At 72.1% G+C, this 24,148-nt stretch carries 23 protein-coding genes; 9 read left to right on the top strand and 14 right to left on the bottom strand.

Annotation, left to right across the window (positions count from 1 at the left end; translation table 11 throughout):
• Window positions 1-58: 58 nt before the first annotated feature.
• From QSK15_RS01505 to QSK15_RS01520, 4 genes are all read right to left on the bottom strand, one after another.
• The gene (locus QSK15_RS01505) at window positions 59-1,129 is read right to left on the bottom strand and encodes an acyltransferase family protein (RefSeq protein ID WP_285792552.1); all 1,071 of its coding nucleotides are present in this window, start codon (window positions 1,127-1,129) and stop codon (window positions 59-61) included.
• 94 nt (window positions 1,130-1,223) lie between these two features.
• A complete protein-coding gene (locus QSK15_RS01510) occupies window positions 1,224-2,786 on the bottom strand; it encodes an AMP-binding protein (protein ID WP_285792553.1) in 1,563 nt (520 codons plus the stop codon).
• A 195-nt stretch (window positions 2,787-2,981) separates the two neighbouring features.
• Window positions 2,982-4,196, bottom strand: coding sequence for an acyl-CoA dehydrogenase family protein (locus tag QSK15_RS01515; RefSeq protein ID WP_285792554.1), 1,215 nt, complete (start codon window positions 4,194-4,196; stop codon window positions 2,982-2,984).
• Between the two features lies 1 nt (window position 4,197).
• A complete protein-coding gene (locus QSK15_RS01520; RefSeq protein ID WP_196920508.1) occupies window positions 4,198-4,650 on the bottom strand; it encodes an SCP2 sterol-binding domain-containing protein in 453 nt (150 codons plus the stop codon).
• A gap of 68 nt (window positions 4,651-4,718) precedes the next feature.
• Between QSK15_RS01520 and QSK15_RS01525 the strand changes: the two genes are divergently transcribed.
• Window positions 4,719-5,357: a TetR/AcrR family transcriptional regulator gene (locus QSK15_RS01525; protein ID WP_285792555.1), complete on the top strand. Its 639-nt coding sequence runs from the start codon at window positions 4,719-4,721 to the stop codon at window positions 5,355-5,357.
• 10 nt (window positions 5,358-5,367) lie between these two features.
• On the opposite strand, the gene QSK15_RS01530 is transcribed toward QSK15_RS01525, so the two are convergent.
• The gene (locus QSK15_RS01530) at window positions 5,368-6,012 is read right to left on the bottom strand and encodes a DedA family protein (protein WP_285792556.1); all 645 of its coding nucleotides are present in this window, start codon (window positions 6,010-6,012) and stop codon (window positions 5,368-5,370) included.
• Between the two features lie 170 nt (window positions 6,013-6,182).
• Here QSK15_RS01530 and QSK15_RS01535 point away from each other — a divergent pair, with 170 nt between their 5' ends.
• Window positions 6,183-7,334 carry a sensor histidine kinase gene (locus QSK15_RS01535; RefSeq protein WP_285792557.1) on the top strand — a complete coding sequence of 384 codons (1,152 nt, stop codon included), beginning with the start codon at window positions 6,183-6,185 and terminating at the stop codon, window positions 7,332-7,334.
• Window positions 7,331-7,972: a response regulator transcription factor gene (locus QSK15_RS01540; protein WP_285792558.1), complete on the top strand. Its 642-nt coding sequence runs from the start codon at window positions 7,331-7,333 to the stop codon at window positions 7,970-7,972. The genes QSK15_RS01535 and QSK15_RS01540 overlap by 4 nt, the downstream gene beginning before the upstream one ends.
• 52 nt (window positions 7,973-8,024) lie before the next feature.
• Here the strand turns inward: QSK15_RS01540 and QSK15_RS01545 are convergent, their stop codons facing one another.
• From QSK15_RS01545 to QSK15_RS01575, 7 genes are all read right to left on the bottom strand, one after another.
• Window positions 8,025-8,645 (bottom strand): DedA family protein, encoded by a 621-nt coding sequence (locus tag QSK15_RS01545; RefSeq protein WP_285792559.1) that lies wholly within the window; start codon window positions 8,643-8,645, stop codon window positions 8,025-8,027.
• 56 nt (window positions 8,646-8,701) lie between these two features.
• Entirely contained in the window at window positions 8,702-9,964 is a 1,263-nt protein-coding gene (locus tag QSK15_RS01550) for an adenylosuccinate synthetase (RefSeq protein WP_285792560.1), read from the bottom strand.
• The gene (locus QSK15_RS01555) at window positions 9,961-10,920 is read right to left on the bottom strand and encodes a hypothetical protein (protein WP_285792561.1); all 960 of its coding nucleotides are present in this window, start codon (window positions 10,918-10,920) and stop codon (window positions 9,961-9,963) included. Before QSK15_RS01555 ends, QSK15_RS01550 begins: the two co-directional genes overlap by 4 nt.
• Window positions 10,921-10,929: 9 nt before the next feature.
• Complete coding sequence (locus QSK15_RS01560; RefSeq protein ID WP_285792562.1) at window positions 10,930-11,901, bottom strand: serine/threonine protein kinase; 972 nt, start codon at window positions 11,899-11,901, stop codon at window positions 10,930-10,932.
• A complete protein-coding gene (locus tag QSK15_RS01565) occupies window positions 11,898-12,650 on the bottom strand; it encodes an NUDIX hydrolase (protein ID WP_285792563.1) in 753 nt (250 codons plus the stop codon). Before QSK15_RS01565 ends, QSK15_RS01560 begins: the two co-directional genes overlap by 4 nt.
• Window positions 12,651-12,756: 106 nt before the next feature.
• A complete protein-coding gene (locus QSK15_RS01570) occupies window positions 12,757-13,623 on the bottom strand; it encodes a MaoC/PaaZ C-terminal domain-containing protein (RefSeq protein ID WP_285792564.1) in 867 nt (288 codons plus the stop codon).
• A complete protein-coding gene (locus QSK15_RS01575) occupies window positions 13,623-14,996 on the bottom strand; it encodes a 3-oxoacyl-ACP reductase (protein ID WP_285792565.1) in 1,374 nt (457 codons plus the stop codon). The genes QSK15_RS01570 and QSK15_RS01575 overlap by 1 nt, the downstream gene beginning before the upstream one ends.
• A 55-nt stretch (window positions 14,997-15,051) precedes the next feature.
• Between QSK15_RS01575 and QSK15_RS01580 the strand changes: the two genes are divergently transcribed.
• From QSK15_RS01580 to purB, 4 genes are all read left to right on the top strand, one after another.
• Window positions 15,052-16,344 (top strand): acetyl-CoA C-acetyltransferase, encoded by a 1,293-nt coding sequence (locus tag QSK15_RS01580; RefSeq protein ID WP_285792566.1) that lies wholly within the window; start codon window positions 15,052-15,054, stop codon window positions 16,342-16,344.
• A gap of 93 nt (window positions 16,345-16,437) precedes the next feature.
• Complete coding sequence (locus QSK15_RS01585) at window positions 16,438-17,541, top strand: glycosyltransferase family 2 protein (protein ID WP_285792567.1); 1,104 nt, start codon at window positions 16,438-16,440, stop codon at window positions 17,539-17,541.
• Window positions 17,534-19,915 (top strand): hypothetical protein, encoded by a 2,382-nt coding sequence (locus tag QSK15_RS01590; RefSeq protein WP_285792568.1) that lies wholly within the window; start codon window positions 17,534-17,536, stop codon window positions 19,913-19,915. Before QSK15_RS01585 ends, QSK15_RS01590 begins: the two co-directional genes overlap by 8 nt.
• A 61-nt stretch (window positions 19,916-19,976) precedes the next feature.
• Complete coding sequence (gene purB / locus QSK15_RS01595) at window positions 19,977-21,401, top strand: adenylosuccinate lyase (protein WP_285792569.1); 1,425 nt, start codon at window positions 19,977-19,979, stop codon at window positions 21,399-21,401.
• 139 nt (window positions 21,402-21,540) lie between these two features.
• Here purB and QSK15_RS01600 read toward each other — a convergent pair whose 3' ends face one another.
• Together QSK15_RS01600 and QSK15_RS01605 are read right to left on the bottom strand one after the other, a co-directional pair.
• Entirely contained in the window at window positions 21,541-22,104 is a 564-nt protein-coding gene (locus QSK15_RS01600; protein ID WP_285792570.1) for a YbjQ family protein, read from the bottom strand.
• Window positions 22,105-22,128: 24 nt separating this feature from the next.
• A complete protein-coding gene (locus QSK15_RS01605; RefSeq protein ID WP_285792571.1) occupies window positions 22,129-22,809 on the bottom strand; it encodes a S1 family peptidase in 681 nt (226 codons plus the stop codon).
• Between the two features lie 357 nt (window positions 22,810-23,166).
• Between QSK15_RS01605 and purS the strand changes: the two genes are divergently transcribed.
• Window positions 23,167-23,430 carry a phosphoribosylformylglycinamidine synthase subunit PurS gene (gene purS / locus QSK15_RS01610; RefSeq protein WP_030332194.1) on the top strand — a complete coding sequence of 88 codons (264 nt, stop codon included), beginning with the start codon at window positions 23,167-23,169 and terminating at the stop codon, window positions 23,428-23,430.
• Window positions 23,427-24,110 (top strand): phosphoribosylformylglycinamidine synthase subunit PurQ, encoded by a 684-nt coding sequence (purQ, locus tag QSK15_RS01615; RefSeq protein ID WP_030332195.1) that lies wholly within the window; start codon window positions 23,427-23,429, stop codon window positions 24,108-24,110. The genes purS and purQ overlap by 4 nt, the downstream gene beginning before the upstream one ends.
• Window positions 24,111-24,148: the final 38 nt, after the last annotated feature.

Here is a 24,148-nt window from a genome sequence, read left to right on the forward strand (position 1 = left end):
CCGCCACGGCAACCCCCGACCCGTAGGACCGGACCGTGTCGGGGGTGCCGCGCGGGTGTTAGGCGCGTATCCCCACCGAGGGCTGCCCGGAGGGGGTCTTCCGGAGCAGCCAGCCGACCGGCGGGCTGACCAGCGGCCGCAGCGCCCACACCACCGGCCGGCTGGTGGTGATCCAGACCACCGCCACCACCACGGCGACCAGGGCCAGCAGCGCCGTGATGCTGTCGACTTGCCTGTCGAGTGTGGACCACGCGAAGGCCAGCACGGCGAACCCGTGCAGCAGGTACGGGTACATGGAGTTGGCACCCCAGCCCGTGAGGACCGTCTGGCGGCGCGGTGCCAGCATCATGATCGCCCAGGTCATCGCCGACGCGACGGCCATCAGTCCGAGCCGGATCAGGACGCCGTCGGTCAGGTCCACCCCGATGCGCTGGTAGGTGCTGTTCCAGTACAGCCAGAGGTTCGGTAGGCGCGAACCGACCAGGTAGGCGATCGGCACGGCGGCGATGAGCACGGTGGCCGCGGCGATCCGCACCCGGGTGGACGGGCGGTAGGCCAGCCTGCCGCGTCCGAGCCAGACGCCGAGGACGAAGAAGGGCAGCATGCCGGCCACCCGGTTCAATGCCAGGGGGTGGCTGAGGACTGTTGTCGCCCCGGCGAGAAGGGAGATCCCGATCGCGATCACCACCGCTCCGCGAAGCTGGGCGAACAGCGGGGTGAGCATCCGCCAGATGAGCAGGGCGGGTAGGAACCACAGGTGGTAGACAGGGGTCAGGAACTGGTTCACGGTCCAGTTCATGGGCTGGTCCATCACCGTGTAGAAGCCCATGTAGAGCAGTTGGAACACCACGTACGGAGCGAGCAGGTCACGCACCAGCGACGCCGCCCGGCGTCCGGTGAGTTCGGTTGCCGAGAGCATCCCGGACAGCATGGCGAAGGCCGGCATGTGGAACAGGTAGATCAGCGTGTATATGGTTCGGCCACCTGGTGAGGAGCCGACCGTCTGACCCACTGTGTGGCCGAGTACGACCAGGAGGATCAGCAGCCCTTTGACGTTGTCGATGTAGGGGTCGCGGGTGGCCGGCGCGACTGCTACGTCGCTGCTCTCGGGCCGCGCCAGGGTTGTCACCCGGCAAGGCTGCCGGGCCGCCGATACTCGATCTAGTCGAAGTGACCAGGGTCACAGGCGGCTGGGATCGGCGCTGGGACATCTCGGCTTTGGCTCAGCCGTAGTAGCGGCGGAGTTCCCGGGTGAGCACCTTGCCGGTGGCGTTGCGGGGCAGGTACTTCACGAAGATCACGTCCCGGGGGACGCTGAACCGGGCCAGGAAGCGCCGGACGTATTCGCGGACCGCCTCGGGGTCGAGCGTCTCCCCGGGGTGCAGGGCGAGGAACGCGGAGAGGCGCTGGCCGTACTCGGGGTCGGGCACGCCGATCACCGCCGCCTCGCGGACCTGTGGCAGTTGCGCGAGCAGGTCCTCCACCTCGGACGGGAAGACGTTCTCGCCGCCGGAGACGATCATGTCGTCGGCCCGGCCGTCCACGAAGAGCAGGCCGTCGGCGGTGAGCCGGCCGAGGTCACCGGTGTCGAGAAGGCCGTCGCGAGTTTCCCGGTTGGCACCGGAGGTGTAGCCCTCGAAGAGCATCTCGTTGCCGACGAAGATCCGCCCGACCTGCCCGGCCGGCACGGCTTGGCCGTCGTCGTCGAGCATCTGCAGTCTGGTGCCGTGCGGTGGACGACCGGCGGTGGTGGGCGCCTGGCGCAGGTCCCGGGGGTCGGCGATGGAGGCCCAGGAGACCTCGGTGGACCCGTAGAGGTTGTAGAGGACGTCTCCGTAGACGTCCATGAACGTGGAGGCGAGCCCGCCGGGCAGGGCGGAGCCGCTGACCGCGACCACGGTGAGTGGCGGGCGCGGGTCCGGCGGGGGCACCTCCAGCAGTCGCTGCACCATCACCGGTACGGCGAAGAGCGCGTTGCACCGGTGCGCGGTCAGGGCGGCGAGCGTGGCGGTCGGGTCGAAGCGACGGTGCAGCACGATGGTGGCCCGCAGCGCCAGGCAGACCTGGAGGGCGGCGAATCCCCAGGTGTGGAAGATCGGCGCGGCGATCATCACCCGGTCCCGGGCGTGCAAGGGGATGCGGTCGATGATGGACACCAGTGGGCCGAAGCCACCGGGCGTGGGCCGTCGAGCACCCTTGGGCGTACCGGTGGTGCCGGAGGTGAGCACGATGATTCGGCCGTCGCGTTCCGGCGGGTGCAGGTCGCCCGGGAGTGCCCCGGCCACCAGTTCCTCGCGGGCGCGTTCGTCGAGCCGGGTCAGTTCGGCGGGGAGGCCGAGGACGCGCTCGGCGAACTCGTCGTCGTGCACGAGTAGCCGCAGCCGCTGTTCCTCGGCGACGGTGCCCAGTTGGGCAGCGCTGAGCCCGGTATTGACCAGCACGGCGTCGACGCCGAGCAGGGTGGCGGCGACGATGGTCTCGATCAGCCCGTGGTGGTTGCGGCAGAGCACGCCGATCCGGTCGCCGGCCTGTACGCCGAGCCCGGCCCGCATCGAGCGGGCCATCCGTTCGGCCCGGTCGAGCAGTTCGTGGTAGGTCAGTTCGACGCCGTCCTCGTCGATGACGGCTGGACGGCCGGGGTCCCGGGCGGCTGCTTGGCGTAGCTCGCCTGCCAGGCTCCACCCCCACGTCCGCAACGCGTTGAGCTGCGAGGCGACCCGGATCGGGCTGCCGGGGGTGAGCAGCCCGCGACGGGTCAGCGTGGCGACGACGAACGGCAGGTCCATGCCGCAGACCTCCTTGGGGTGGTGCGCGGACGGGGCAGCGGCCCGCCCCGTCCATCAGGGCTTCTTTCTTTGATCATGCACTGGGCGCGGCTGGGAGCCCAGTTGGCGTCGGCGTGGGGTGACGAAGACGGCACAGATCGTGGAATCCGGCCCCCGTCGGCCCGACCGGCGCGAGGGCGGTCGGGCCGACGGCGGTCAGCGGATCTGCATCCCGGAGATGGCCCGGGAGATCACCAGTCGTTGGATCTCCGAGGTGCCCTCGAAGATGGTGTAGATCTTGGCGTCCCGGTACCAGCGTTCGACCGGGTGGTCACGCAGGAAGCCGGCCCCGCCGAGCAGTTGCACCGCCTTCTCGGTGACCGACACCGCCACCTCGCCGGCCTTGAGCTTGGACATCGAGCCCTCGCCGGCGGTGAACGGGCGGTTGTTGCGGCCCATCCAGGAGGCCCGCCAGACCAGCAGCCGCGCCGCGTCGATCTCCATCCGCATGTCGGCCAGCGCGAACGCGACCGCCTGGTTCTCGATGATCGGCCGTCCGAACTGGACGCGGTCCTTCGCGTACTCCAACGCGTACTCGTAGGCGGCGCGGGCCACGCCGAGCGCCTGGGCGCCGACAGTGGGTCGGGACAGCTCGAAGGTGCGCATCGCGGCCTGCCCGCTGGCCCGTTGCCCGGAGCGGGCGCGTGCCAACCGCTCGTCGAGGGCGTCCTTGCCGCCGAGCAGGCAGCGGCCGGGTACGCGTACCCCGTCGAGGAAGACGTCGGCGGTGTGGGACGCGCGGAGGCCGAGTTTGCGCAGCTTGCGGGTGGCGGTCAGGCCGGGGGTGCCGGGCGGTACGACGAACGCCGCCTGGCCGCGCGAGCCGAGCGTGGGGTCCACCGAGGCGGTGACCACGTGTACGCCGGCGATGCCGCCGTTGGTGGCGTACGCCTTCTGGCCGGTGAGCACCCACTCGTCGGTGGCCTCGTCGTAGACGGCCCGGGTGCGCATCGCGCCGACGTCGGAGCCGGCTTCCGGCTCGCTGGTGCAGAACGCGGCGACGGCCGGCGAGTCGACGTCGCCGAAGCACTGCGGCACCCACTCGACCATCTGGTCGGGGGTGCCGGCGCCGTAGATGGCGGCGACGGCGAGGGAGGTGCCGAAGATGCTCAGCCCGATGCCGGCGTCACCCCAGAAGAGTTCCTCGCTGGCGATCGGCAGGGAGAGCCCGGTCGGGTCGGCCCAGCAGGTGGCGAGGAACTCGAAGCCGTAGAGGCCGACCTTGGCGGCTTCCTGGATCACCGGCCACGGGGTGTCCTCGCGCTCGTCCCACTCGGCGGCGGCTGGGCGCACGACCTCGGCGGCGAAGCCGTGCACCCAGTCGCGTAGATCCCGCTGTTCCTCGTTCAGGTCGAGCGAGAACTCGGCCATGTCAGGCCTTGGGGATGTCGAACAGGTTGGCGATGTTGGCGGCGAGGCCGAGGTCGCCCTTCGCCTTCAGCTTGCCGGTCATGAACATCATCACCGGGTTGGCGCCACCGGAGACGATCTTCAGGAACTCGACCGGGCCCATGGTGAGGCTCAGCTTCGGGTCGTGCTGCGGGGTCTCGTTGACGACGCAGGTGCCGTCGGCGATGACCACCTCGTAGGTGTCGCTGCCGCCGTCGGGCCGCCCGGTGATGATCCAGTGGATGACCGCGTTGGTGGAACCGGCCCGGTCGGCGCGGAACAGCGACGGCATCCGGCCGAACACCTCGCCCAGGACCTTGTCGCGCAGGTCGCCGGACATCACCTGGGCGATCTTGTCGTCCGGGGTGGACTTGACCAGCTGGGCGAACTCCTTGGGGCCGACGTTGGCGAAGGTGGCCGGGTCGAAGTCAGTCATCAGGTGCGCCTTCCGGAAGATTTGGCTACTCGCGCGTAACCCTACGCACGAGTAGGTATGCTCGCAAGGTGTCCACCGTTCCCGCCTTCAAGCGCCTGCCACGCGCCGTACGCGAGCAGCAGATGCTCGACGCGGCCGTCAAGGTCTTCTCCCGGCGCGGCTTCCACGCCGCCAGCATGGACGAGATCGCGGAGGACGCCGGCATCTCCAAGCCCATGGTCTACGCGTACCTGGGCACCAAGGAGGAACTCTTCGTTGCCTGCCTGCACCGGGAGGCCACCCGGATGATGCAGGCCATCGCCGGGGCGGCGGCCCCCGACCTGCCAGCCGACGAGCGGCTCTGGCGCGGGCTGCGGGCGTTCTTCGGCTTCGTGGGCGCACACCGGGACGGCTGGGCGGTGCTCTACCGGCAGGCCCGGGGCGAGCAGCCGTTCGCCGGCGAGCTGGCCACCATGCGGGCCCGGCTGGTCGAGGTGGTCGCCGGGATGCTCGACCACGCGCTGCGCGCCGAGGGCCGCGAGATCGCCGCCATCGACCTGGAGGTCGTCGCGTACGCCCTGGTCGGCGCGACCGAGTCGCTCGCCGACTGGCTAGCGGACCACCCGGAGGCCGACCCGGAGAAGACGGCCACCCGGATGATGAACGTGGCCTGGCTCGGTGCCGCCCAACTCCTGCACGGGGTGACCTGGCGTCCTCCGACGCACTGACCGCCCCGCATCACCGCACCGGGGTCCGCTCCACCGGCGTAGGCGCTGACGCCGAGCGCGTGGCCCGGCGACGGTTGCCGAGCCAGCGGGCCGCCTCGACGACCATCGTCACCGTCAGTGCGAGGCCCAGACCGAGCAGGAGACCGCGCAGCGGGTCCTGCTCGAACGCCAGCCCGCCGATGTAGCCGACCAGTGCCGAGTAGAGCCCCCACGATCCGGCGGCGAGCGCGTCGAAGGCCAGGAACCGTCGCCGGGGATAGTGCACAGCGCCCATGGTGAGGGTGACAGCGGTCCGGCCGCCCGGCACGTAGCGGGCGACGGTGAGGATCAGGCCACCACGCGTCGCGATCCCTCGACGGGCCCAGTCGGCGGCCCTGCGGCGTCGGCCGTCGGGCGGCAGCCGGTCGAGCAGCCGGGTGCCACCGCTGCGCCCGATGGCGTACGAGACGTGGTCGCCGACGAGCGCCCCGGTGGCGGCCACCAGGATCACCGCGGGCAGGTACGGCGCTCCCGAGGCGGCGAACACCCCGGCCGTGATCACCGCCGTCTCGCTCGGCACCACCGGAAAGAAGCCGTCGAGCACCGCGATCGCGAAGATCGCCAGATACACCCAGGGCGAGGACATCGTGTCGTGCAGCAGGTCGAGTAGATCCATGGTCCTGATGCTGGTGGGCGCGACGCCCCAGGCCATCGGCCAGTGGTCAGTCGGGCGGCACTACTTAGGTAGTGCCCAGCCCGGACGGCGGCTAGGGGTCTTCCCCCAGCACACCCCGGTCTGACGGCGCGGGACCACCGGATTCGTCAGTGCAGCCATACGCTTGCTGCGTGGCCACCAGCACCGTCGCTCTTGGGCGGGTCGTCCAGCGCTACGGGGTGTTGCTGCTCGCCGTCGTGGTCGCGGCTGCGGTGTGGGCCAGCGCGACCGGCGACATCGGTGTCCGCTCGCCGCTGCCGGGCGCTGTCGTGCTGTTGCTCGCGGTGTTGTCGGGTTGGGCCGCCGGCACGATCCGGACCCGCCGCTGGCCGTTGTTCCTGGCCGCGGCCGTCGGCTGGCTGGTGCTCGCCGCCGCGGCGGCCGGGGTGGTCGCCTCGTACCAGGCCGGGCTGTGGCTGCGCGGGCGACGGCTCGCCGGTTACCTCGTCGGTGCGGCGGTGGTGCTCGGCGGCGGGGTGCTGGTCGGTCTGGAGGTGGGCGGCACCCGCCGGATCACCACCGCCACCAGCGGCAACGTGCTGCTCCTCGCCGCCGGTCTGGTCGGGCTTCCGTTGGTCTTCGGCCTCTGGGTGCGGGCGCGCCGGGACACCCTCGCCGCACTGCGGGACCGGGCCGAGCGGCTGGAACGCGAGCAGGAGGCCCGCGCCGACCAGGCCCGGGCCGAGGAGCGGACCAGGATCGCCCGGGAGATGCACGACGTGGTGGCGCACCGGGTCTCGTTGATGGTGGTGCACGCCGGGGCGCTGGAGGTGACCGCCGCGGACCCGGCGACAGTCGAGGCGGCCGCGCTGATCCGGACGACCGGTCGGCAGGCGCTCACCGACCTGCGCGAGGTGCTGGGCGTTTTGCGGCAGGCCGAGGCGGCAGTGGTGCCGGAACGCGGATTGGACGCGCTGGACGAACTGATCGGCGAATCCCGTGCCGCCGGGCTGCGGGTTTCCCGGCGCGACGAGGGCGTGCCGACCGCACTGCCGGCGACGCTGGGGCACACTGCGTACCGGGTGGTCCGGGAGGCGTTGACGAACGTGCGCAAGCACGCGGCCGACGCCGAGACGGTCGTCGGTCTGCGCTACCTCCCCGACGGGTTGGAGGTGGTGGTGCGCAACGGTCCGTCCGAGGGCGGGCAGGAGCTGCCCGGTGCCGGGCAGGGGTTGCTCGGGCTGCGCGAACGGGTGGAGCTGCTCGGCGGTCGGCTGGAGGCGAGGCCCGTGGACGGCGGTTTCCGGGTCCGGGCCCTGATCCCGCTGGCGGGTGCGGCGTGATCAGGGTGCTGGTCGTCGACGACGAGCAGCTCGTCCGTGCCGGGCTGCGGCTGATCCTGGAGGCGTCCGAGGACGTCACAGTGGTCGGCGAGGCGGCGGACGGTGCCGGTGCCCTGGAGCAGACCCACCGCTTACGCCCCGACGTGGTGCTGCTCGACGTACGGATGCCGGGCGTCGACGGGCTGACCGTCGCACCGGAGGTGGTGGCCGCAGGTCCGAAGGTGATCATGTTGACGACCTTCGACCTCGACGAGTACGTGCACCGGGCACTGCGGGCAGGTGCTGTCGGCTTCCTGCTCAAGGACACTCCGCCCGGTGAGTTGGCAGCCGCCGTCCGGACGGTGGCCGCCGGGCACGCGATGCTCGCTCCGACGGTGACCCGGCGGCTGATCAGCTCGTTCGCCGATCGGGGCCCGGCCCGACGGGAGGCGGCTCGCCGGCGGCTCGCAGCGCTCACCGCACGGGAGCTGGAGATCGTCCGGGAGGTGGCGCGCGGGGACGGCAACGCGGACATCGCTCGGCGGCTGACGATGAGCGAGGCCACAGTGAAGGCACACGTCAGCCGGGCGCTGGCGAAACTGCACGTGGGCAACCGGGTGCAGCTGGCGATCCTGGTGCACGACGCCGACCTGCTGTGACGCGTCCCGGGCGACGACCGCGTGCTGTCAGCGGCGGCGGACCGCGTGACTGTCAGCGGCGGGCGGCGGCGCGACGGTGGGCCCGTCGGCGCAGCCAGCGGATCCCCTCCAGACCGAACGTGATGATCAGCGACACTCCCACACCGACCAGTACGCCCTTCACGGGATCACGTTCGAAGGCCAGCCCGCCGAAGTAGCCGAGCAGCCCGCAGTACAACGCCCAGGTGACCGCCGCGATGCTGTCGTACAGCAGGAATGCGCGGCGGGGATAGCGCACCGCGCCCATGGTGAGGGTGACAGCGGTTCGGCCACCCGGCACGTACCGACTGGTGGTCAGGATGACTCCGCCGCGCCGGTCCACGGCCCGGCGGGCCCAGTCGGAGCCGGCCCGCCGCCGGCTGCCGTCGGGCAGCCGGGCGAGCCGGTGTGCCCCGCCGCCCCGACCGATGGCGTAGGAGATGTGGTCGCCGACCAGCGCGCCGATCGCGGCGCTGACGATCACCAGGGTCAGGCTGGGGTGGCCGGCGCTGGCCGACAGCACCCCGGCGGTGATCACCGCAGCCTCGCCCGGCACGGCGGGGAAGAACGCGTCGATGGCGGTGAGCCCGAGGATCACCAGGTACACCCACGGCGATGTGACCGTCCCACGGAGGAGGTCGAGCAGGGTGTCCATGCCTCCCATGCTCGCGGGGTACGAGCCGCCCGGTGGTCGAGTCGCCGGAAGACGCCTCAGCCGGCGCCGATCAGCGCCGGTGGGGTGAGCAGCGGACCGTGCGCGGTCTTGTCGTCGGCCGTCGGGCCCCGCGAGGTCAGCACCACGGGCGCGCCCAGCTCCGCGCTGACCGCCGCCGCCCAGTCCGTCGGCGGGTCGTCGTACACCGGGCGGGAACGCAGCAGTCGGGCGGTGAGCGCGGCCTGTCGGTCCAGGTCACCGGACGGGCCGGGGGTGAGCCGGTCGGTGGTGTCGTACCGGCGGCAGATCCTCAGGTCCGGGCCGGCCAGGTCGAGGTGGGTCAACGCCAGGCCGTCGACCCCACCGGCGGCCGCGACGGCGTACCGGTGGGCGACCGCGTCGAAGTGACCGAACCGGAACCGGCCCTGCCACGGGTTCGTGGCGTTGTGCCGGTCGGTGAACGGCAGCGCCGGGTCCTCGGTCACCAACGGGCCGGCACCGTGCCGGGTGGTGACGACGCGCAGCACCCCGATCCGGGTCACGTCGCCGGGCCGGCCCGCCTCGGCGAGCAGACTGTCGACGTTGGCGAACGTGGTGGTGCTCCAGGTGGTGTACGGGTGAAAGCCGTGCCACTCGTCCAGCAGCACCCCCTGCGCACCCTCGAAGACGCAGGTTCCGGTGCGCAGCGCCCCGCCCAGCCAGCTGCTGTCGACGATGGCGACCCGCCCGGCGAACCCGGTGAACGCGGGCAGGCAGTCCTCGATCGGTGGCGCGTCCAGCGGGCCCAGCTCGGCGGTCAGCCGGTCCCGCAGGGCGGTCAGCCGACGGCGCAGCAGCGCGGGGTTGTGGCAGTCGGCGACCCGTGGCGCGTCGTCCGGGTGGGCGAGACCGTACGCGACGGCCTCGCCCACCCCCAGCCCGCAGGAGCCGTGCCGGTCGGCTCCCCGGGCGATCTCGCGGGCCCGGTTGGCGGCCCGGTGGTACGGGGTGGCGAGCAGCGCGTCCCCGTCGACGGTCAGCCGGTCGAGCGCGTCGGGCACCCCTACCGTGGCGAGGTGGTCGGCCTCGGCGGCCAGCGCCAGCGGATCCACCACCACGTGCCGGGACAGGTGCGTACGCACGCCCGGATGGAACGTGCCCGCCCCGAACTGCGCGAACGTGTGGTGCCGCCCGTCGCGCAGCACGACGTTGTGCGCCGCCTGCGCGCCCCCGTTGAAGCGGACCACCGTGTGCACGGGACGGGTGGCGCAGAGCCAGTCCACCACCGTGCCCTTGCCGGCGTCGCCGTAGCCGAGGTCGACCACCGCCAGGTGCGTCACAGCCGGGTCACCCCGCTGGCGGTGTCGCGGAACGCCGGCAGCGTCGACACCTCGGCCCGCCGCCCCCGGCCCAGGCGGGCCAGCGCCTTCGAGACGGTCCCGGTGGCCGTGGAGCCGGCCCGGTCCAGGTGGCGGAGGCCCTCGTCCAGGTCGATCGCCTGTTCGCCGAGGCCGATGGTGAGTGCGATGGTCTCGCAGACCGCGTCGAGGTCGTCGAGCACGACGGCGTTCTGTCCGAGCAGGTCCCGCCAGAAGTCGAGCACCGTGGCGTTGCCGGCGTAGTGGCTGCCGGCGGGGAGCAGGTAGTAGGTGTCCCAGCGGCGGGTCACCTCGTCGACGACCTGCCGCAGCGGCACGTCCTCGGCGAGGTTGTCGCCGGTCAGGGCGGCCACCTCCCGGGCCTTCACCTGCTTGTACGCCAGCTCGTCGCCGATGATGAACAGGTAGCCTCGTCGACCGCGCTTCTCCCAGTTGTCGGTGACGGTGTGCCGGGCCATGAAGTACATGGCCAGCTCGTACGACTCGCTCATCTGCCCGCCGCCACCGCCTTCGAGGACGATCCGGCCGAGGTCGTCGTCCATCCGGTTGTCCGACTCGAACTGGCCCACCTGCAACGGCACCCGGTCGCAGGTGGCGTCGCCGATGGCGCCGAACATGATCTGCGGGTCGCTGGCGTACCCCTGCCGTTGCAGCAGCCCGAGCAGCTGCGGCAGCTTGGTCTGCAGGACCCGCGGGACCGTGCGCATCGAGCCGGTCACGTCGAAGAGCACGGCGACGGGCGTCGACCTGGGGTGTTCGGCGGAGTCGCGGCTCTCCCGCATCGCGTCGCGGGGGTCGAGCGCGGGGTGCACGGTGCGCGCCCCGCTGTCGCTGTAGGAGAAGGCGCTCCTGCCGGTGGACCGGCGGTAGCGGTCGGCGGCGTCGTACACGTCGGTGGACCAGATTCCACTGCCCATGACAGCTCCTTAGGGGGTGAGGGTGAAGGGGCGGAAGGTGCGGGGCCCGTAGAGGCGGTCCAGCACCTGGTCGAGTTCGCGCAGCAGGCCCCAGGCGTCGTCGGGCCGGTCGGAGAGGCGGCGCTGGCGGCAGCCCTGGGCGAAGGTGAGCAGCTCACCCGGTGCGTGGCGGTTGAGCAGTGCGGTCATGCAGCGGGTGGCCATCCAGATGTCGGTGCCCGGCGCGCACTGCCGCTTCTGGACGACCTCGGGCGGGTACCAGTCCTCGTGGCCGGGCACCAGCGCCGGGATCGTGCTGCCGACCGGCGCGGAGAAGCACCAGTCGACCAGCACCACGCCGTGGGCGTCCGGCTCGATCAGGACGTGTCGCGGCAGTACCGCGCCGTGCACCACGCCCGCCCGGTGGGCCAGGCCGAGCACGACCAGCAGTCGCCGCCACATCCAGGCCACATCCCGGGCGTCCAGCCCGTCCGGGTACCCGCGCCGCACCTCGTCGAGGGTGTGCAGGCCGGGTGCGGTGGCGAGCACGTTGATCCGCCGTTCGGCGCCGGTCACGCCGTCGCGGTGCCGGAATTCGTCGACGAGCCGGGGCACGTACGGCAGGTACCGCGGGTCGCCGCGCTCGGCGATGGTGTGCAGGGCGTGCGCCTCGCGGGCCATCAGGTCGTTGTCGGTGGGCCGTCGGGGCAGCTTGAGCAGCCGGTCGTCGCCGACGTCGTAGAGGTCGGCCAGGTCGCCGGAGTGGGCCGGCGCGCCGAGTCGGTAGTCGCCGAGGACCGTTACCCGCCGGGCCTGCCACCGGGTGGTGACGTGGATGAAGGCTTCGGTGGCTTCGGCGCGTACCGCCGGGTCGGTCGGCAGGCGGTCGGGGTGCAGGGCCGCGACCAGCTCGCGGTAGCGGCGGGCCGACTGGTCGGTGCCGAACAGGTCGGTGTCGGAGCGGGCGGCCGCCACCAGGCGGATGGCCTCGGTGGTCCTCACCGCACCGTCTCCTCGCGGGCGGGACGCAGCAGCGCCGGGTGCAGCAGCCGGGCGTCGCCGGCCCGGTAGAGCCGGGCGCGGGGGCCGCCTCGGGCCCCACCGCGCTCGGTGCTGGTGCCGGTGCTCTCCACGAAGCCCGGCACGGAGAGCACCTTGCGGTGGAAGTTGCCGGCGTGCAGCGGGTGCCCCCAGACGGTCTCGTAGACGGCCCGCAGCTCGCTGATGGTGAACTCGGCGGCGAGGAAGCGGGTGGCGAGCGGGGTGTACTCCAGCTTGGAGCGGGCCCGTTCCAGCGCGTCGTCGATGATCCGGCCGTGGTCGAAGGCGAGCTGTCGGCTGGTCAACGCGGTCACCGGCAGCCAGATCGCCTCGTCGGCGTCGCTGCCGGCGGCGGGGTCCGGCAGGTCGGGGGCGAACGCGAGGTGGGCGATCGAGACGACCCGCATTCGCGGGTCACGGTCGGGAGCGCCATAGCTGCCCAACTGCTCCAGGTGTACGCGGCGCAGCTCCTCGCCGCCGAGCCCGGTCTCCTCGGCCAGCTCCCGTCGGGCGCCGGTGGTCAGGTCCTCGTCGGGGCGGACGAAGCCGCCGGGCAGCGCCCAGTGGCCGGCGAAGGGCGCCTCGCCGCGCCGGATCAGCAGCAGGTGCAGCGCGTCCTTGCGGATGGTCAGCGCCACCACGTCGACGGTCACGGCGACCGACGGGTAGGCCCGGGGGTCGTACGCGGCCAGGAACTCCTGCTCGTTCATCGTGTCACTCTCATTCTGAGAATATCTCGCTGTGAGAACAACTTAACGCATGAGGGCGCCGTTGCCAAGAGGGGCGCACATCAGCGCACGGGACGGTTCGGTGCGCTCAGCGCAGGTGACCCGCCAGGTGCGGTCGGCCACGCGAGTCGTGCAGTGTGAACCTGCCGTCCGGCAGCAGCGCGAAGCTCACCGTGCTCGGTAGCGGCACGGGCAGCTTGAAGGCGACCTCGACGGTGTACGCGTCGGGCAGTCGGGCCTCCAGCGCGGCCAGGCAGCGCGCCTTGCTCCACATGCCGTGCGCGATCGGCCGGCGGAAACCGAACAGCCGCGCCCCGAGTCGGGACGTGTGGATCGGGTTGTGGTCGCCGGAGACCCGCGCGTACTCCGTACCGACGCGCGGTTCCACCCGCCAGCGGGCGGTGGCCGTCGGCGGCGCGGGACGCTCGCCCCGGTCGCGTCCGCCGGGCGTGCGCTCCCGACCGAGGTACGTCGAGACGCCGCGCCACACCTCCGCACCGTCGACCGAGCCGACCAGCACCACGTCGACCTGCCGCCCCCTGTCGTGTGGGCGCAGGTTCTCCGCGTACGTGGTGAAGTTGAGGGTCTCGTCGGCGGTGATCGGGCGGTGCACGGTGATCCGGTTGCCGACGTGCACCAGGCCGAGCAGCGGGACGGGGAAGTCCGGCGCGGTCATCAGGCGCAGGGCCAGCGGGAAGCCCATGACGTGCGGAAACGTCGCGGGCAGCCGATCGCTCAGCCGGAACCCGCAGACCCGGTCGTAGTCGGCCAGCCGTCCCCGGTCGACGGTCACCCCGCCCACCGTCAACTCGACCGCCGGCAGGTCGGGCCCGCGCCGCCCGCCCCCGAGGCCCGGCAGCGCGCCGAGCAACGCCCGTCGGTGCAGCGCCCCGGCCGCCGGCATCCGAGCCAGCTCGACACGGGTACGACCGCCCGGTCCCGGCTGCCCGCCCATCACGCCCCCAGCAGGCTCTGCCCGCACACCCGGACCACGTTTCCGCTGACCGCGCCGCTGGCCGGCCAGGCCAGCCAACCGATCGTCTCGGCCACGTCCACCGGCAACCCGCCCTGGGCCAGGCTGTTCATCCGCCGGCCCGCCTCGCGGACCACCAGCGGGATGCGCGCGGTCAGCCGGGTCTCGATGAAGCCTGGGGCCACCGCGTTGACGCTGATCCCCCGTTCGCGCAGGGTCGGGGCCAGCGAGTCGACCAACCCGATCACGCCCGCCTTGCTGGTGGCGTAGTTGGTCTGCCCCCGGTTGCCGGCGATCCCGGCGATCGAGGAGACCGAGATGATCCGTCCGCCGGTCGGGATCAGCTCCCGCTCCAGCAGCACGTCGTTGATCCGCTCCTGGCTGGAGAGGTTGACGTCGATGACCTGGTCCCACCGGTCGGCGTCCATCCGGCCGAGCGTCTTGTCCCGGGTGATGCCGGCGTTGTGCACCACCACGTCGACCCGGCCGTGCCGGCTGGCCAGGTGCTCGGCGAGTCGGGTCGGCGCGTCCGGCGCGGTCAGGTCGAGTTGGACGGCGGTGCCGCCGATGTCGTTCGCCACCGCGGCGAGCGCGTCGCCGGCCGCCGGGATGTCCAGGGCCACCACCGTCGCGCCGTCGCGGGCCAGCACCTTGGCCAGCGCCGCGCCGATGCCCCGCGCGGCGCCGGTGACCAGCACCACCTGACCGTCCAGTGGGCGGTCCCAGTCGGCCGGGGCGCTCGCCGTGCCGCTGCCGACCCGGACGACCTGCCCCGACACGTACGCGGACCGCCCGGACAGCAGGAAACGGATGGTCGATTCGAGGCTGGTGACCGTGCCCGCTGCGAGTGCCGGGTCGTCCGCGGTGCCGTCGGCGCGGTTCACGTAGACGAGTTGCGCGGTGGTGCCCCGGCCGAATTCCTTGCCGATGCTGCGGACCAGCCCTTCGAGGGCGCGCTGGGCCGTCGCCTCGCGGGGTGTCGCGCACTCCCGCGGGGGCGTGCCCAGAACGACCACCCGACCGCTGGGCAGCACTGCTCGGGCCTGCGGGTGGAAGAAGTCGTAGAGCTGGCGCAGCTCGGTCGAGTCGGTGACCCCGGTGGCGTCGAAGAGCAGTGCCCCGTACCGCTGCCCGGTGGCGGCCGGGTCGGTCAGCTCGACCCCGGCGGCGGTCAGCATCTTGGCGAGCGGCTCGGCGAGCCGGCCGCCGGAGGCCGCGCCGAGCAGTGCCGGCCCGGGCAGCAGCGGGTCGCCGGGGTGGTGCCGGCGCAGTCGGGGCGGGTCGGGCAGCCCGAGGCGCTTGACCAGCGCGCGGCCGGCGGCCGATTGGACGAAGCTCGCGTACCTGTCGGTCATGGGCGTAGCCTACTGGCGAGTAGGGTTTGAGCAACACATCTTGAGGAGGCGGATCGTGCAGAGCATCCGGCGGGTCGCGGTCATCGGGGGCAACCGCATCCCCTTCGCCCGTTCCAACTCCCGCTACGCGGACGCGTCGAACGCGGACCTGCTCGGCGCGGCGCTCGACGGCCTGATCGCCCGCTACGGCCTGGCCGGGCAGCGGGTCGGCGAGGTGGTGACCGGCGCGGTGCTCAAGCACTCCCGCGACTTCAACCTCACCCGCGAGGTCGTCCTCGGCTCCCGGCTCGACCCGCACACCCCGGCGTACGACATCCAGCAGGCGTGCGGCACCGGCCTGGAGGCGACGATCCTGGTCGCCAACAAGATCGCCCTCGGCCAGCTCGACGTGGGCATCGCCGGCGGCGTCGACACCACCTCCGACGCCCCGCTCGCGGTCAACGAGGAGATGCGCCGGACGCTGCTCAAGCTCAACAGCGCCCGTACCCTGGGCGAACGGCTCAAGATCGCGGCGAAGCTGCGCCCGCTCCAGCCGTTCAAGCCGGACATTCCGCGCAACGCCGAGCCGCGTACCGGCCTGTCCATGGGTGAGCACGCCGCCCGCACCGCGCTGCGTTGGCAGATCGACAGGCGATCCCAGGACGAGTTGGCGCTGCGCTCGCACCAGCGGCTCGCCGCCGCGTACGAGCGGGGCTTCTTCGACGACCTGATGACGCCGTACCTGGGACTCACCCGCGACGCGAACCTGCGCCCGGACACCAGCGTGGAGAAGCTCGGCTCACTGAAGCCGGTCTTCGGCACCCGTGGCCCGGACGCCGAGCACGCCACCATGACCGCCGGCAACTCGTCGCCCCTCACCGACGGCGCGTCCACTGTGCTGCTGGCCAGCGAGGAGTGGGCGGCGGCGCACAACCTGCCGGTGCTGGCCTGGTTCAGCTGGTCGGAGACGGCGGCGGTGGACTTCGTCCACGGCGACGAGGGTCTGCTGATGGCTCCCGCGTACGCGGTCCCCCGGATGCTCGCCCGCGCCGACCTGACCTTGCAGGACTTCGACTACTACGAGATCCACGAGGCGTTCGCCTCGCAGGTGCTGGCCACCCTCGCCGCCTGGGAGTCGCCGGAGTTCTGCAAGGACCGGCTCGGCCTGGACACACCGCTGGGCGCTATCGACACCGACCGGCTCAACGTCAACGGCTCGTCGCTGGCCGCCGGGCACCCGTTCGCCGCCACCGGCGGGCGGATCGTCGCCACACTGGCCAAACTGTTGGCCGAGAAGGGCAGCGGACGCGGGCTGATCTCCATCTGCGCCGCCGGCGGTCAGGGCGTGACAGCCATCCTGGAGCGCTGAACGCACGACGGTCCGTCCCTTATCGGGACGCCTGCCGGCGGGCGTTAACGGACCGTTCAGGAGTTGGTCCGCTGGCGGAGGGTTTACCACGCGATGGTGATCGTTGCCGCGCTCTCGGCGCGGGAACTGCTCACTCCTGCGTGCGGAACGGGGCGTGTCACCGTGGAGTCAGCCCTCAGCCGGACGACCACCCTCTCCGTGGTCATCCCGATGTTCAACGAGGCTGCGGTCATCCCGGCGCTGGTCGCCCGGCTGCGACCGGTGCTCGACGCGCTCGCCGTCGACTACGAGGTGGTCGCCGTCGACGACGGCAGCCGGGACGACACCGTGTCGGCGCTCTTCGACCACGGCCGGGACTGGCCGCAACTGCGGGTGCTCCGGCTGCGGCGCAACAGTGGCCACCAGGCGGCGTTGACCGCCGGCCTGCACCGGGCCGTCGGCCAGTGGGTGGTCAGCCTCGACGCCGATCTCCAGGATCCGCCGGAGACCATCGCCGAGATGCTCCGGGTCGCCCGCGAGGACGGGGTGGATGTCGTCTACGGCGTACGCGCCGACCGCAGCACCGACACGATGTTCAAGCGCAACACCGCCCGCGGCTACTACTGGGCGATGCGCCGGCTCGTCGGCGTCGACCTGCCCGCGCAGGCCGGCGACTTCCGGTTGCTCAGCCGGGACGTGATCGAGGTGCTGCGCCGGTTGCCCGAACGCGCCCCGGTCTACCGGCTGCTGGTGCCGTCGCTCGGCTTCCCCAGCGCCGAGGTGCGCTACGACCGGGAGGCCCGCGCCGCCGGCGAGACGAAGTATCCGCTGCGCCGGATGTTGGCCCTGGCCTGGGAGAGCACCGCGAACTTCTCCGCCGCGCCACTGCGCCTGGCCACCTGGCTGGGGATGTCCAGCTTCCTGCTCTGCCTCGCGCTGATCGTGTTCGGCATGGTCGTGCACGTCTCCGGCGCCACCATCCCCGGCTGGACGTCGATGTTCGTCGCCGTGCTGCTGCTCAGTGGGGTGCAGTTGATCTGCCTCGGCCTGTTGGGCGACTACGTCGGCCGGATCTACGCCACGGTGCAGAACCGGCCCGCGTTCCACATCGGGTTCGACTCCCGGGATGAGCGGGATGAGGCAGCGGGTGCGAAGCCCGTCGCACGGGGCGACGACCGTACGCCGAGCTTCGATTCGGTGGTCGGCGTCCGTGGCTGACACCCTGGTGGCCGAGCGGATCGACACCCCGACCCCGACGTCGCGTCGGACCGTTCTCGTACCGCTCCTCAGCACGCTCCCGTGGGCGCTGGTGATCGCCGCGCTGTTCGTGGTCTGGTCCCGCGGCGGCGTGCCCGGCTTGGACCTCGCCCGGTTCGGCGCGTACTGGGTCCTCGCGTTGGTGCTTCCCGGGACTCTGGTGCACCGCGCGCTGCGCGGCAGCCGGGGCAACCTCCCGGAGGACCTCGGCTACGGCGCGGCCACCGGTCTGCTGTTGGAGATCATCGCCTGGGCGTTGGCCGCGGCGACCGGTCAGCAGTCCGTGTTGCGGTGGTGGCCGCTGCCCGTCCTCGTCGCGTTCGCCGCCGTCCCCGGGCTGCGCCGGCACTGGCGGGTCGGCGAGCGCCGTCCACTGCCGCTGGCCTGGCACTGGGGGATGGGCGTGGCGCTGCTGACGGTGCTGGCCTGGGGGTACACCCAGTGGCGGATGGTTCCGCTGCCGCCGGTGTACGGCGGCTACTACCAGGACGTGCTCTACCACCTGGGTCTGGTGCAGGAGCTGACCCGGGCGATGCCATTCGAGTTGCCGCACGTGGCCGGGGAGGCGCTGCGCTACCACTACCTGTCCGACGCGCACATCGCCAGCGGCAGCATGATCACCGGAATCTCGCCGGCGGTGGTGCTGCTGCGACTCTGGCTGGTGCCGGTGATCGGTACGGCGGTGCTGCTCGCGGCCGGGCTCGCCCGCGACCTGAGCGGGACCGTCTGGGCCGGCCCGGTGGCCGCCCTCGCCGCCTTCACCGGGACCACTGTCACGCTCGGCTCGCCGGTCGGCGCGTCCGGCGAGATGCCGCTGTCGTACGCCAGCCCTTCCCAGACGTACGCGCTGGTGCCGCTGCTGCTGCTCGCCGGGCTGGTGGTCGACGTGGCCCGGGGGCGGTCCCTCGGCGCGGCCTGGCCGCTGGTTCCGGTGCTCGGGCTGGTCTGTGCCGGGGCGAAGTCCAGTGCGTTGCCGCCGCTGATCGCCGGCCTGGGTCTCACCGTCGTCGTGTTCTGGTGGCGCAGGCGGCAGGCCCCCCGACCGGCACTGGTGGCGCTGGCCTGCCTGGTGGCGGCGATGGCGCTCGGTTTCCGGCTGTTTGCCGGTGGCGGGGCGGGCACGTTACGCGTGCAGGCGTTGGCGTTGCTGCACTTCATCGCCCCGTACGCGGAGACTCTCGGCACGGGTGACGGAATCTGGCCGAGCGCGCCGCTGCCGCCGGGCATCAACGACGGTGGTGTTCTCGGCTGGCTGCTGGCGTTCGCCGTGGTCGCCTGGTGGGTGCTGGGTCAGGCGCCCCGGTGGGTGGGCATGGGCCTGCTCGTCGACGGTGGGCACCGGGCCGACCCGGCCGTCTGGCTGCTCGCCGGCACGGTACTGGCCGGGGCGGGAGCCACCTGGGTGTTCCAGCACCCGTCGATCAGTCAGATCTACTTCTGGATGGGGGTCATCCCGGTCGGTGTCGTGCTGACCACCTGGTCCCTCGCCCAGGCCCGGGCGCCCTGGCCGGTGCTGGTGGTGCCCGCCGTGGCCGGCGCGCTGGCCGGGCTCGCCACGGCCGGCACGGTGGTGGGTTTCGCCGTGCCGAGGATCAGCCGCCCCGGCACCCCCACCACCTCGACCGTCGAGGGCTGGCTGCGGGTGCTGGGTCTCTCGGCGGCCCGGTACGTGCTGTTCGTGGCGGTGGCCGCCGCGCTCGCCGTAGGGGTGGCCGCCCTGTGGCGGCGCCGCGTTCCGTCGCCGGTCCCGGCGGGTCGTCGGAGGGCGGCGGCGATCGCCCTGGCCGGGGTCACCGCGGCGATGCTCGGTGCCAGCGCCGCCGTCGTCGTGGGCGGGACCGTCCGTTCGGTGCTGACCGAGCCGGTGCCGGCGACCGGGCCGCAGCCGTACGCGCTGACCGCCGACGAGATGCGCGCGGCGCTGTGGCTGGACGACAACGCCGCCGACGACGACGTGGTCGCCACCAACGTGCACTGCCGGCCGGTGCGGACCACCCCGCACTGCGACGCCCGCGCGTTCTGGGTGACCGGCCTGGGCGGGCACCGCACGGTGGTGGAGAGCTGGGGCTACACCGACGAGGTGGTGGCCGCGCACGGCGTCGAGAACCTCGGGTACGCCCGACAGAACTTCCCCGATCAGGCGTTGCTCGCGCTCAACGACGGGGTGTTCAGCAGGCCGACCCGGGCGGACCTGGACCGGCTCCGCACCGAGCACGGGGTGCGGTGGCTCTTTGCCGACAGCAGAGCGGGCGCGGTGTCGGCGGAGCTGGCCGGGTTGGCGCAGGTCCGGCTGGTCGCCGGCCCGGTCACCGTCTACGAGCTGAACCGCCCCTGACGACCTGAGCACCCCCGGCCCGGTCCCGGCGTCCACCAGCGGGTGCGGGACAATGAGGTACGTGACGACGATCCCCAACGTGCTGGCCAACCGGTACGCCTCGCCCGAACTGGCAGCCCTCTGGTCCCCGGAGGAGAAGGTGCGGATGGAGCGGCGGCTCTGGCTCGCCGTGCTCCGCGCCCAGCGCGACCTGGGCGTGCCGGTGCCGGACGGCGTGGTCGAGGCGTACGAGCGGGTGCTCGACCAGGTCGACCTCGCCTCGATCGCGCAGCGGGAGCGGGTCACCCGGCACGACGTGAAGGCCCGGATCGAGGAGTTCAGCGCGCTCGCCGGGCACGAGCACGTGCACAAGGGGATGACCTCCCGGGATCTCACCGAGAACGTCGAGCAGCTACAGGTACGCGCCTCGCTGGAGCTGATCCGGGATCGGGTGGTGGCCACCCTGGCCCGGCTCGCCTTCCTGGCGTACGAGCACTCCGAGCTGGTCATGACCGGTCGTTCGCACAACGTCGCGGCCCAGGCCACCACGCTGGGCAAGCGCTTCGCGTCGGCGGCGGAGGAGCTGCTGATCGCGTACGAGCGGCTGGAGGAGCTGATCGCCCGCTACCCGCTGCGGGGGATCAAGGGGCCGGTCGGCACGGCAGCCGACCAGCTCGACCTCTTCGACGGCGACGCCGACAAGGTGGCCGAGTTGGAGCGGCGGGTCGCTGAGCACCTGGGGTTCTCGCGGGTGCTGGACAGCGTCGGGCAGGTCTACCCGCGTTCACTCGACTTCGACGTGCTGGCCGCGCTGGCGCAGACCGCCGCCGCGCCGTCGTCGCTGGCCACCACGATCCGGTTGATGGTCGGCCAGGAGTTGGCGACCGAGGGCTTCAAGCCGGGCCAGGTCGGTTCCAGCGCGATGCCGCACAAGATGAACACCCGCTCGTCGGAGCGGGTGAACGGCTTCGCCGTGATCATCCGGGGTTACCTGTCGATGGTCGGCGAGTTGGCCGGTGACCAGTGGAACGAGGGGGACGTTTCCTGCTCGGTGGTCCGCCGGGTGGCGCTGCCGGACGCGTTCTTCGCCGCCGACGGGCTGTTCCAGACGTTCCTCACCGTGCTCGACGAGTTCGGCGCGTACCCAGCGGTGATCAACCGGGAGCTGGAGCGTTTCCTGCCGTTCCTGGCCACCACGAAGATCCTGGTCGCGGCGGTCCGTCGGGGCGTCGGCCGGGAGGTCGCCCACGAGGTGATCAAGGAGCACGCGGTAGCGGTGGCCCTGGCGATGCGCGAGAAGGGCGCCCCGGAGAACGACCTCTTCGACCGCCTGGCGGCGGACGGCCGACTCGGCCTGTCCCGCGCCGACATCGACACCCTGGTCGCCGACCGCAACGCCTTCGTCGGTGCCGCCCAAGCCCAGGTAGCAGCGGTCACCCGCCGGATCACCAAGGTGGTGGAAACCCACCCCGACGCCGCCACCTACAGCCCGCCCCCCATCCTCTAACCCCCGCCCCGCCCCGCCGGGCCGAGCGCGTCGATCATGAGGTTGACGGATGGTTTCGGGCCCTGCCCGCCCGCCAACCTCATGATCACCGGCCCGGCTTGACAGGCGGAGGGCGGAAGGGGCGAGGGTGGGCGGTGCCTTACTCGCCGGTTGGGGTTTCGGCGGCGGTTCTCAGGTTGGGGGCGCTGGCCGGTTCGGCGATGCCGCCGGGAGATCCGGTGAAGCCCGCCGGCTCCGCGGTCTCCGCGGCGACCACCGGCTGGTCGGCCGGCATGACCTCGGGCATCTTGGGTACGGCGACCACGGCCGTCCCGTACGCGCAGATCTCCATCCACATCTCGCCGCAGTCCCGGCTGTCGAACCGCATGCCGATCACCGCGTTCGCGCCCAGCCGCAGGGCCTCCTCGCCGAGGCGGGCCACCGAGTCGGTGCGCCACCGGGTCAGGTTGTCCGGGGCCATCGGGTCGTACGCGCCGCCGCGCAGGTTCTTGACCCCCTCGCGGTACGGGTTGCGCGTCCTGGCCATCGATGACACCACCTCACCGAGAATCTGGCGGATCTCGTAGCCGGGCAGTTGCTCTGTCGTCACGACCAGCACGTTTCCGATGCTGTCAGGAGTGGCGCGACCCGATCGTGTGCATTGTTCACCTGATCGGATGCTGCAAAACAGCGCGGCGCGGACGGCCGGCACGTGGCCGACCATCCGCGCCGCGCCGGGCGCTAACCGTCAGACACCGGCCACCGAGGTGATCCAGGCCCGGTTGTACGCAACACTGCCGTAGTTCTGGATGCTCGACCCGTCGGCGGTGGACGCGACGCCAACCTGCTGGCCGTTGTAGAACTGCGGGCCGCCGGAGTCACCACGCCAGGCGTTGCCGTTGATCCGGGTGCTGCGGATCGCCTGGCCGCCGTACGCGTCGGTGACGCTGTTGCTGGTCACCCGCACGCTGGCGGTCTTCAGCTGGGTGGACGCCGAGCAGCCGCTGTAGCAGGTCATGCCCCAGCCGTAGATCGAGTTCGTCGAGTTGATCGGCGGGTTGCTGCTGGCCAGGCTCACCGTCGAGGTGCTGACGGTGCTGGAGAGCCGCATGAGCGCGAGGTCGTAGCGGGTGTAGGTGGCGCTGACCGTGCGGGTGACCCCGCCGGAGGTGCGGTTCACGCTTCCGATGCGTACCGACATGGTGCCGCTGATGCAGTGCCGGGCGGTGAGCACCCACTGCGGGGCGATGACGCTGCCGGAGCAGGTGAACGAGCCGTTGCTGAGCACCGCGGCGGCCCAGGGTGCGGACGTGACGGTGCTGCCGCCGATGATGAGCGGGCTGGGCGGGGTGGCGGACGCTGCGGACGTGACGCCGAGGGCGCCGACCAGTGCGGTGCTGAGGACGGCGAGCAGGGGGCGGATGCGCATCGGGTGGACTCCTTGGGCGGGGCGGACCCGGGGTCGCCGGGTGCGGATGGGGCGGCAACGGGGATTCCCGTGGGCCGCCTGAATCGACCTACGTCGATGTACAGTAGGTCCCGCCGCGATCATTATCAAGGATCTGATCGAGTTTGATCAATGTAACGATTCAGCCACCCGCTGCGCCGTATATGTCCTGCTGAGGCCACCTGTAGCGCCTGACGGGCCACCCTGGGTGCCGGTAGTGTTGAGCACTGCCTGAACTCCAGCCGGCCGGTGCGCCCGCGGCGATATCTGCCAGGTACGCTGGCTGCGCTCGCCCATTGTGGGTCGGCACCCAACTGCGTACACAGTCAGGAGTGCCCAGTGCCTCGCGTCGTCGTCGACGTCATGCTCAAGCCCGAGATCCTCGATCCGCAGGGCCAGGCCGTCGCAAACGCGCTGCCCCGGCTCGGCGTCAGTGACGTCGCCTCGGTTCGGATCGGCAGGCGGATCGAGATCGAGTTCACCGGTGAACCGGACCTGGACCGCGCTCGGGAAATTGCCGACAAACTGCTCGCCAACCCGGTCATCGAGGACTTCACCGTCCGCCTGGTCGAGGCCGACGAGACCGCGGATGCCCGCTCGTGACCGCCCGGGTCGGTGTGGTCACCTTCCCCGGCTCGCTCGACGACGGGGATGCGGCCCGGGCCGTCCGGATCGCCGGCGCTGAGCCGGTCCGGCTCTGGCACGGTGACCCCCAGCTGCACGGGGTCGACGCGGTCGTCCTGCCGGGCGGGTTCTCCTACGGTGACTACCTGCGGTGCGGTGCCATCGCCCGGTTCGCCCCGGTGATGGAGACGATCGTGGACGCCGCCCGGGGTGGTCTGCCGGTGCTCGGCATCTGCAACGGTTTCCAGATCCTGTGCGAGGCGCACCTGCTTCCCGGAGCGCTCACCCGCAACCAGCACCTGCACTTCCGCAACCGGGACCAGGTCCTGCGCATCGAGTCGGTCGGGACGGCGTGGACCAACGCGTTCCAGCCCGGCCAGGAGGTGCTCATCCCGGTCAAGAACGGCGAGGGCTGCTACGTCGCGGACACCGCGACGCTGGACCAGCTCGAAGGCGAGGGCCGGGTGGTCGCCCGCTACGTCGGCGGCAACCCCAACGGGTCCCAGCGCGACATCGCCGCGATCACCAACGCCGCCGGCAACGTGGTCGGCATCATGCCGCACCCCGAGCACGCGGTGGAGGCGCTCACCGGCCCTTCGCTGGACGGCCTCGGCTTCTTCACGTCGGCCCTCAAGCACCTGGTCGGGGCGCCGGCATGAGTGCGAGCAGCGGCTCCGGCGGGCACCAGCGCAGCGAG

Origin of the sequence: Micromonospora sp. NBRC 107095, assembly GCF_030269705.1 — a bacterium.
GTDB classification, from domain to species: Bacteria; Actinomycetota; Actinomycetes; order Mycobacteriales; family Micromonosporaceae; genus Micromonospora; species Micromonospora parva.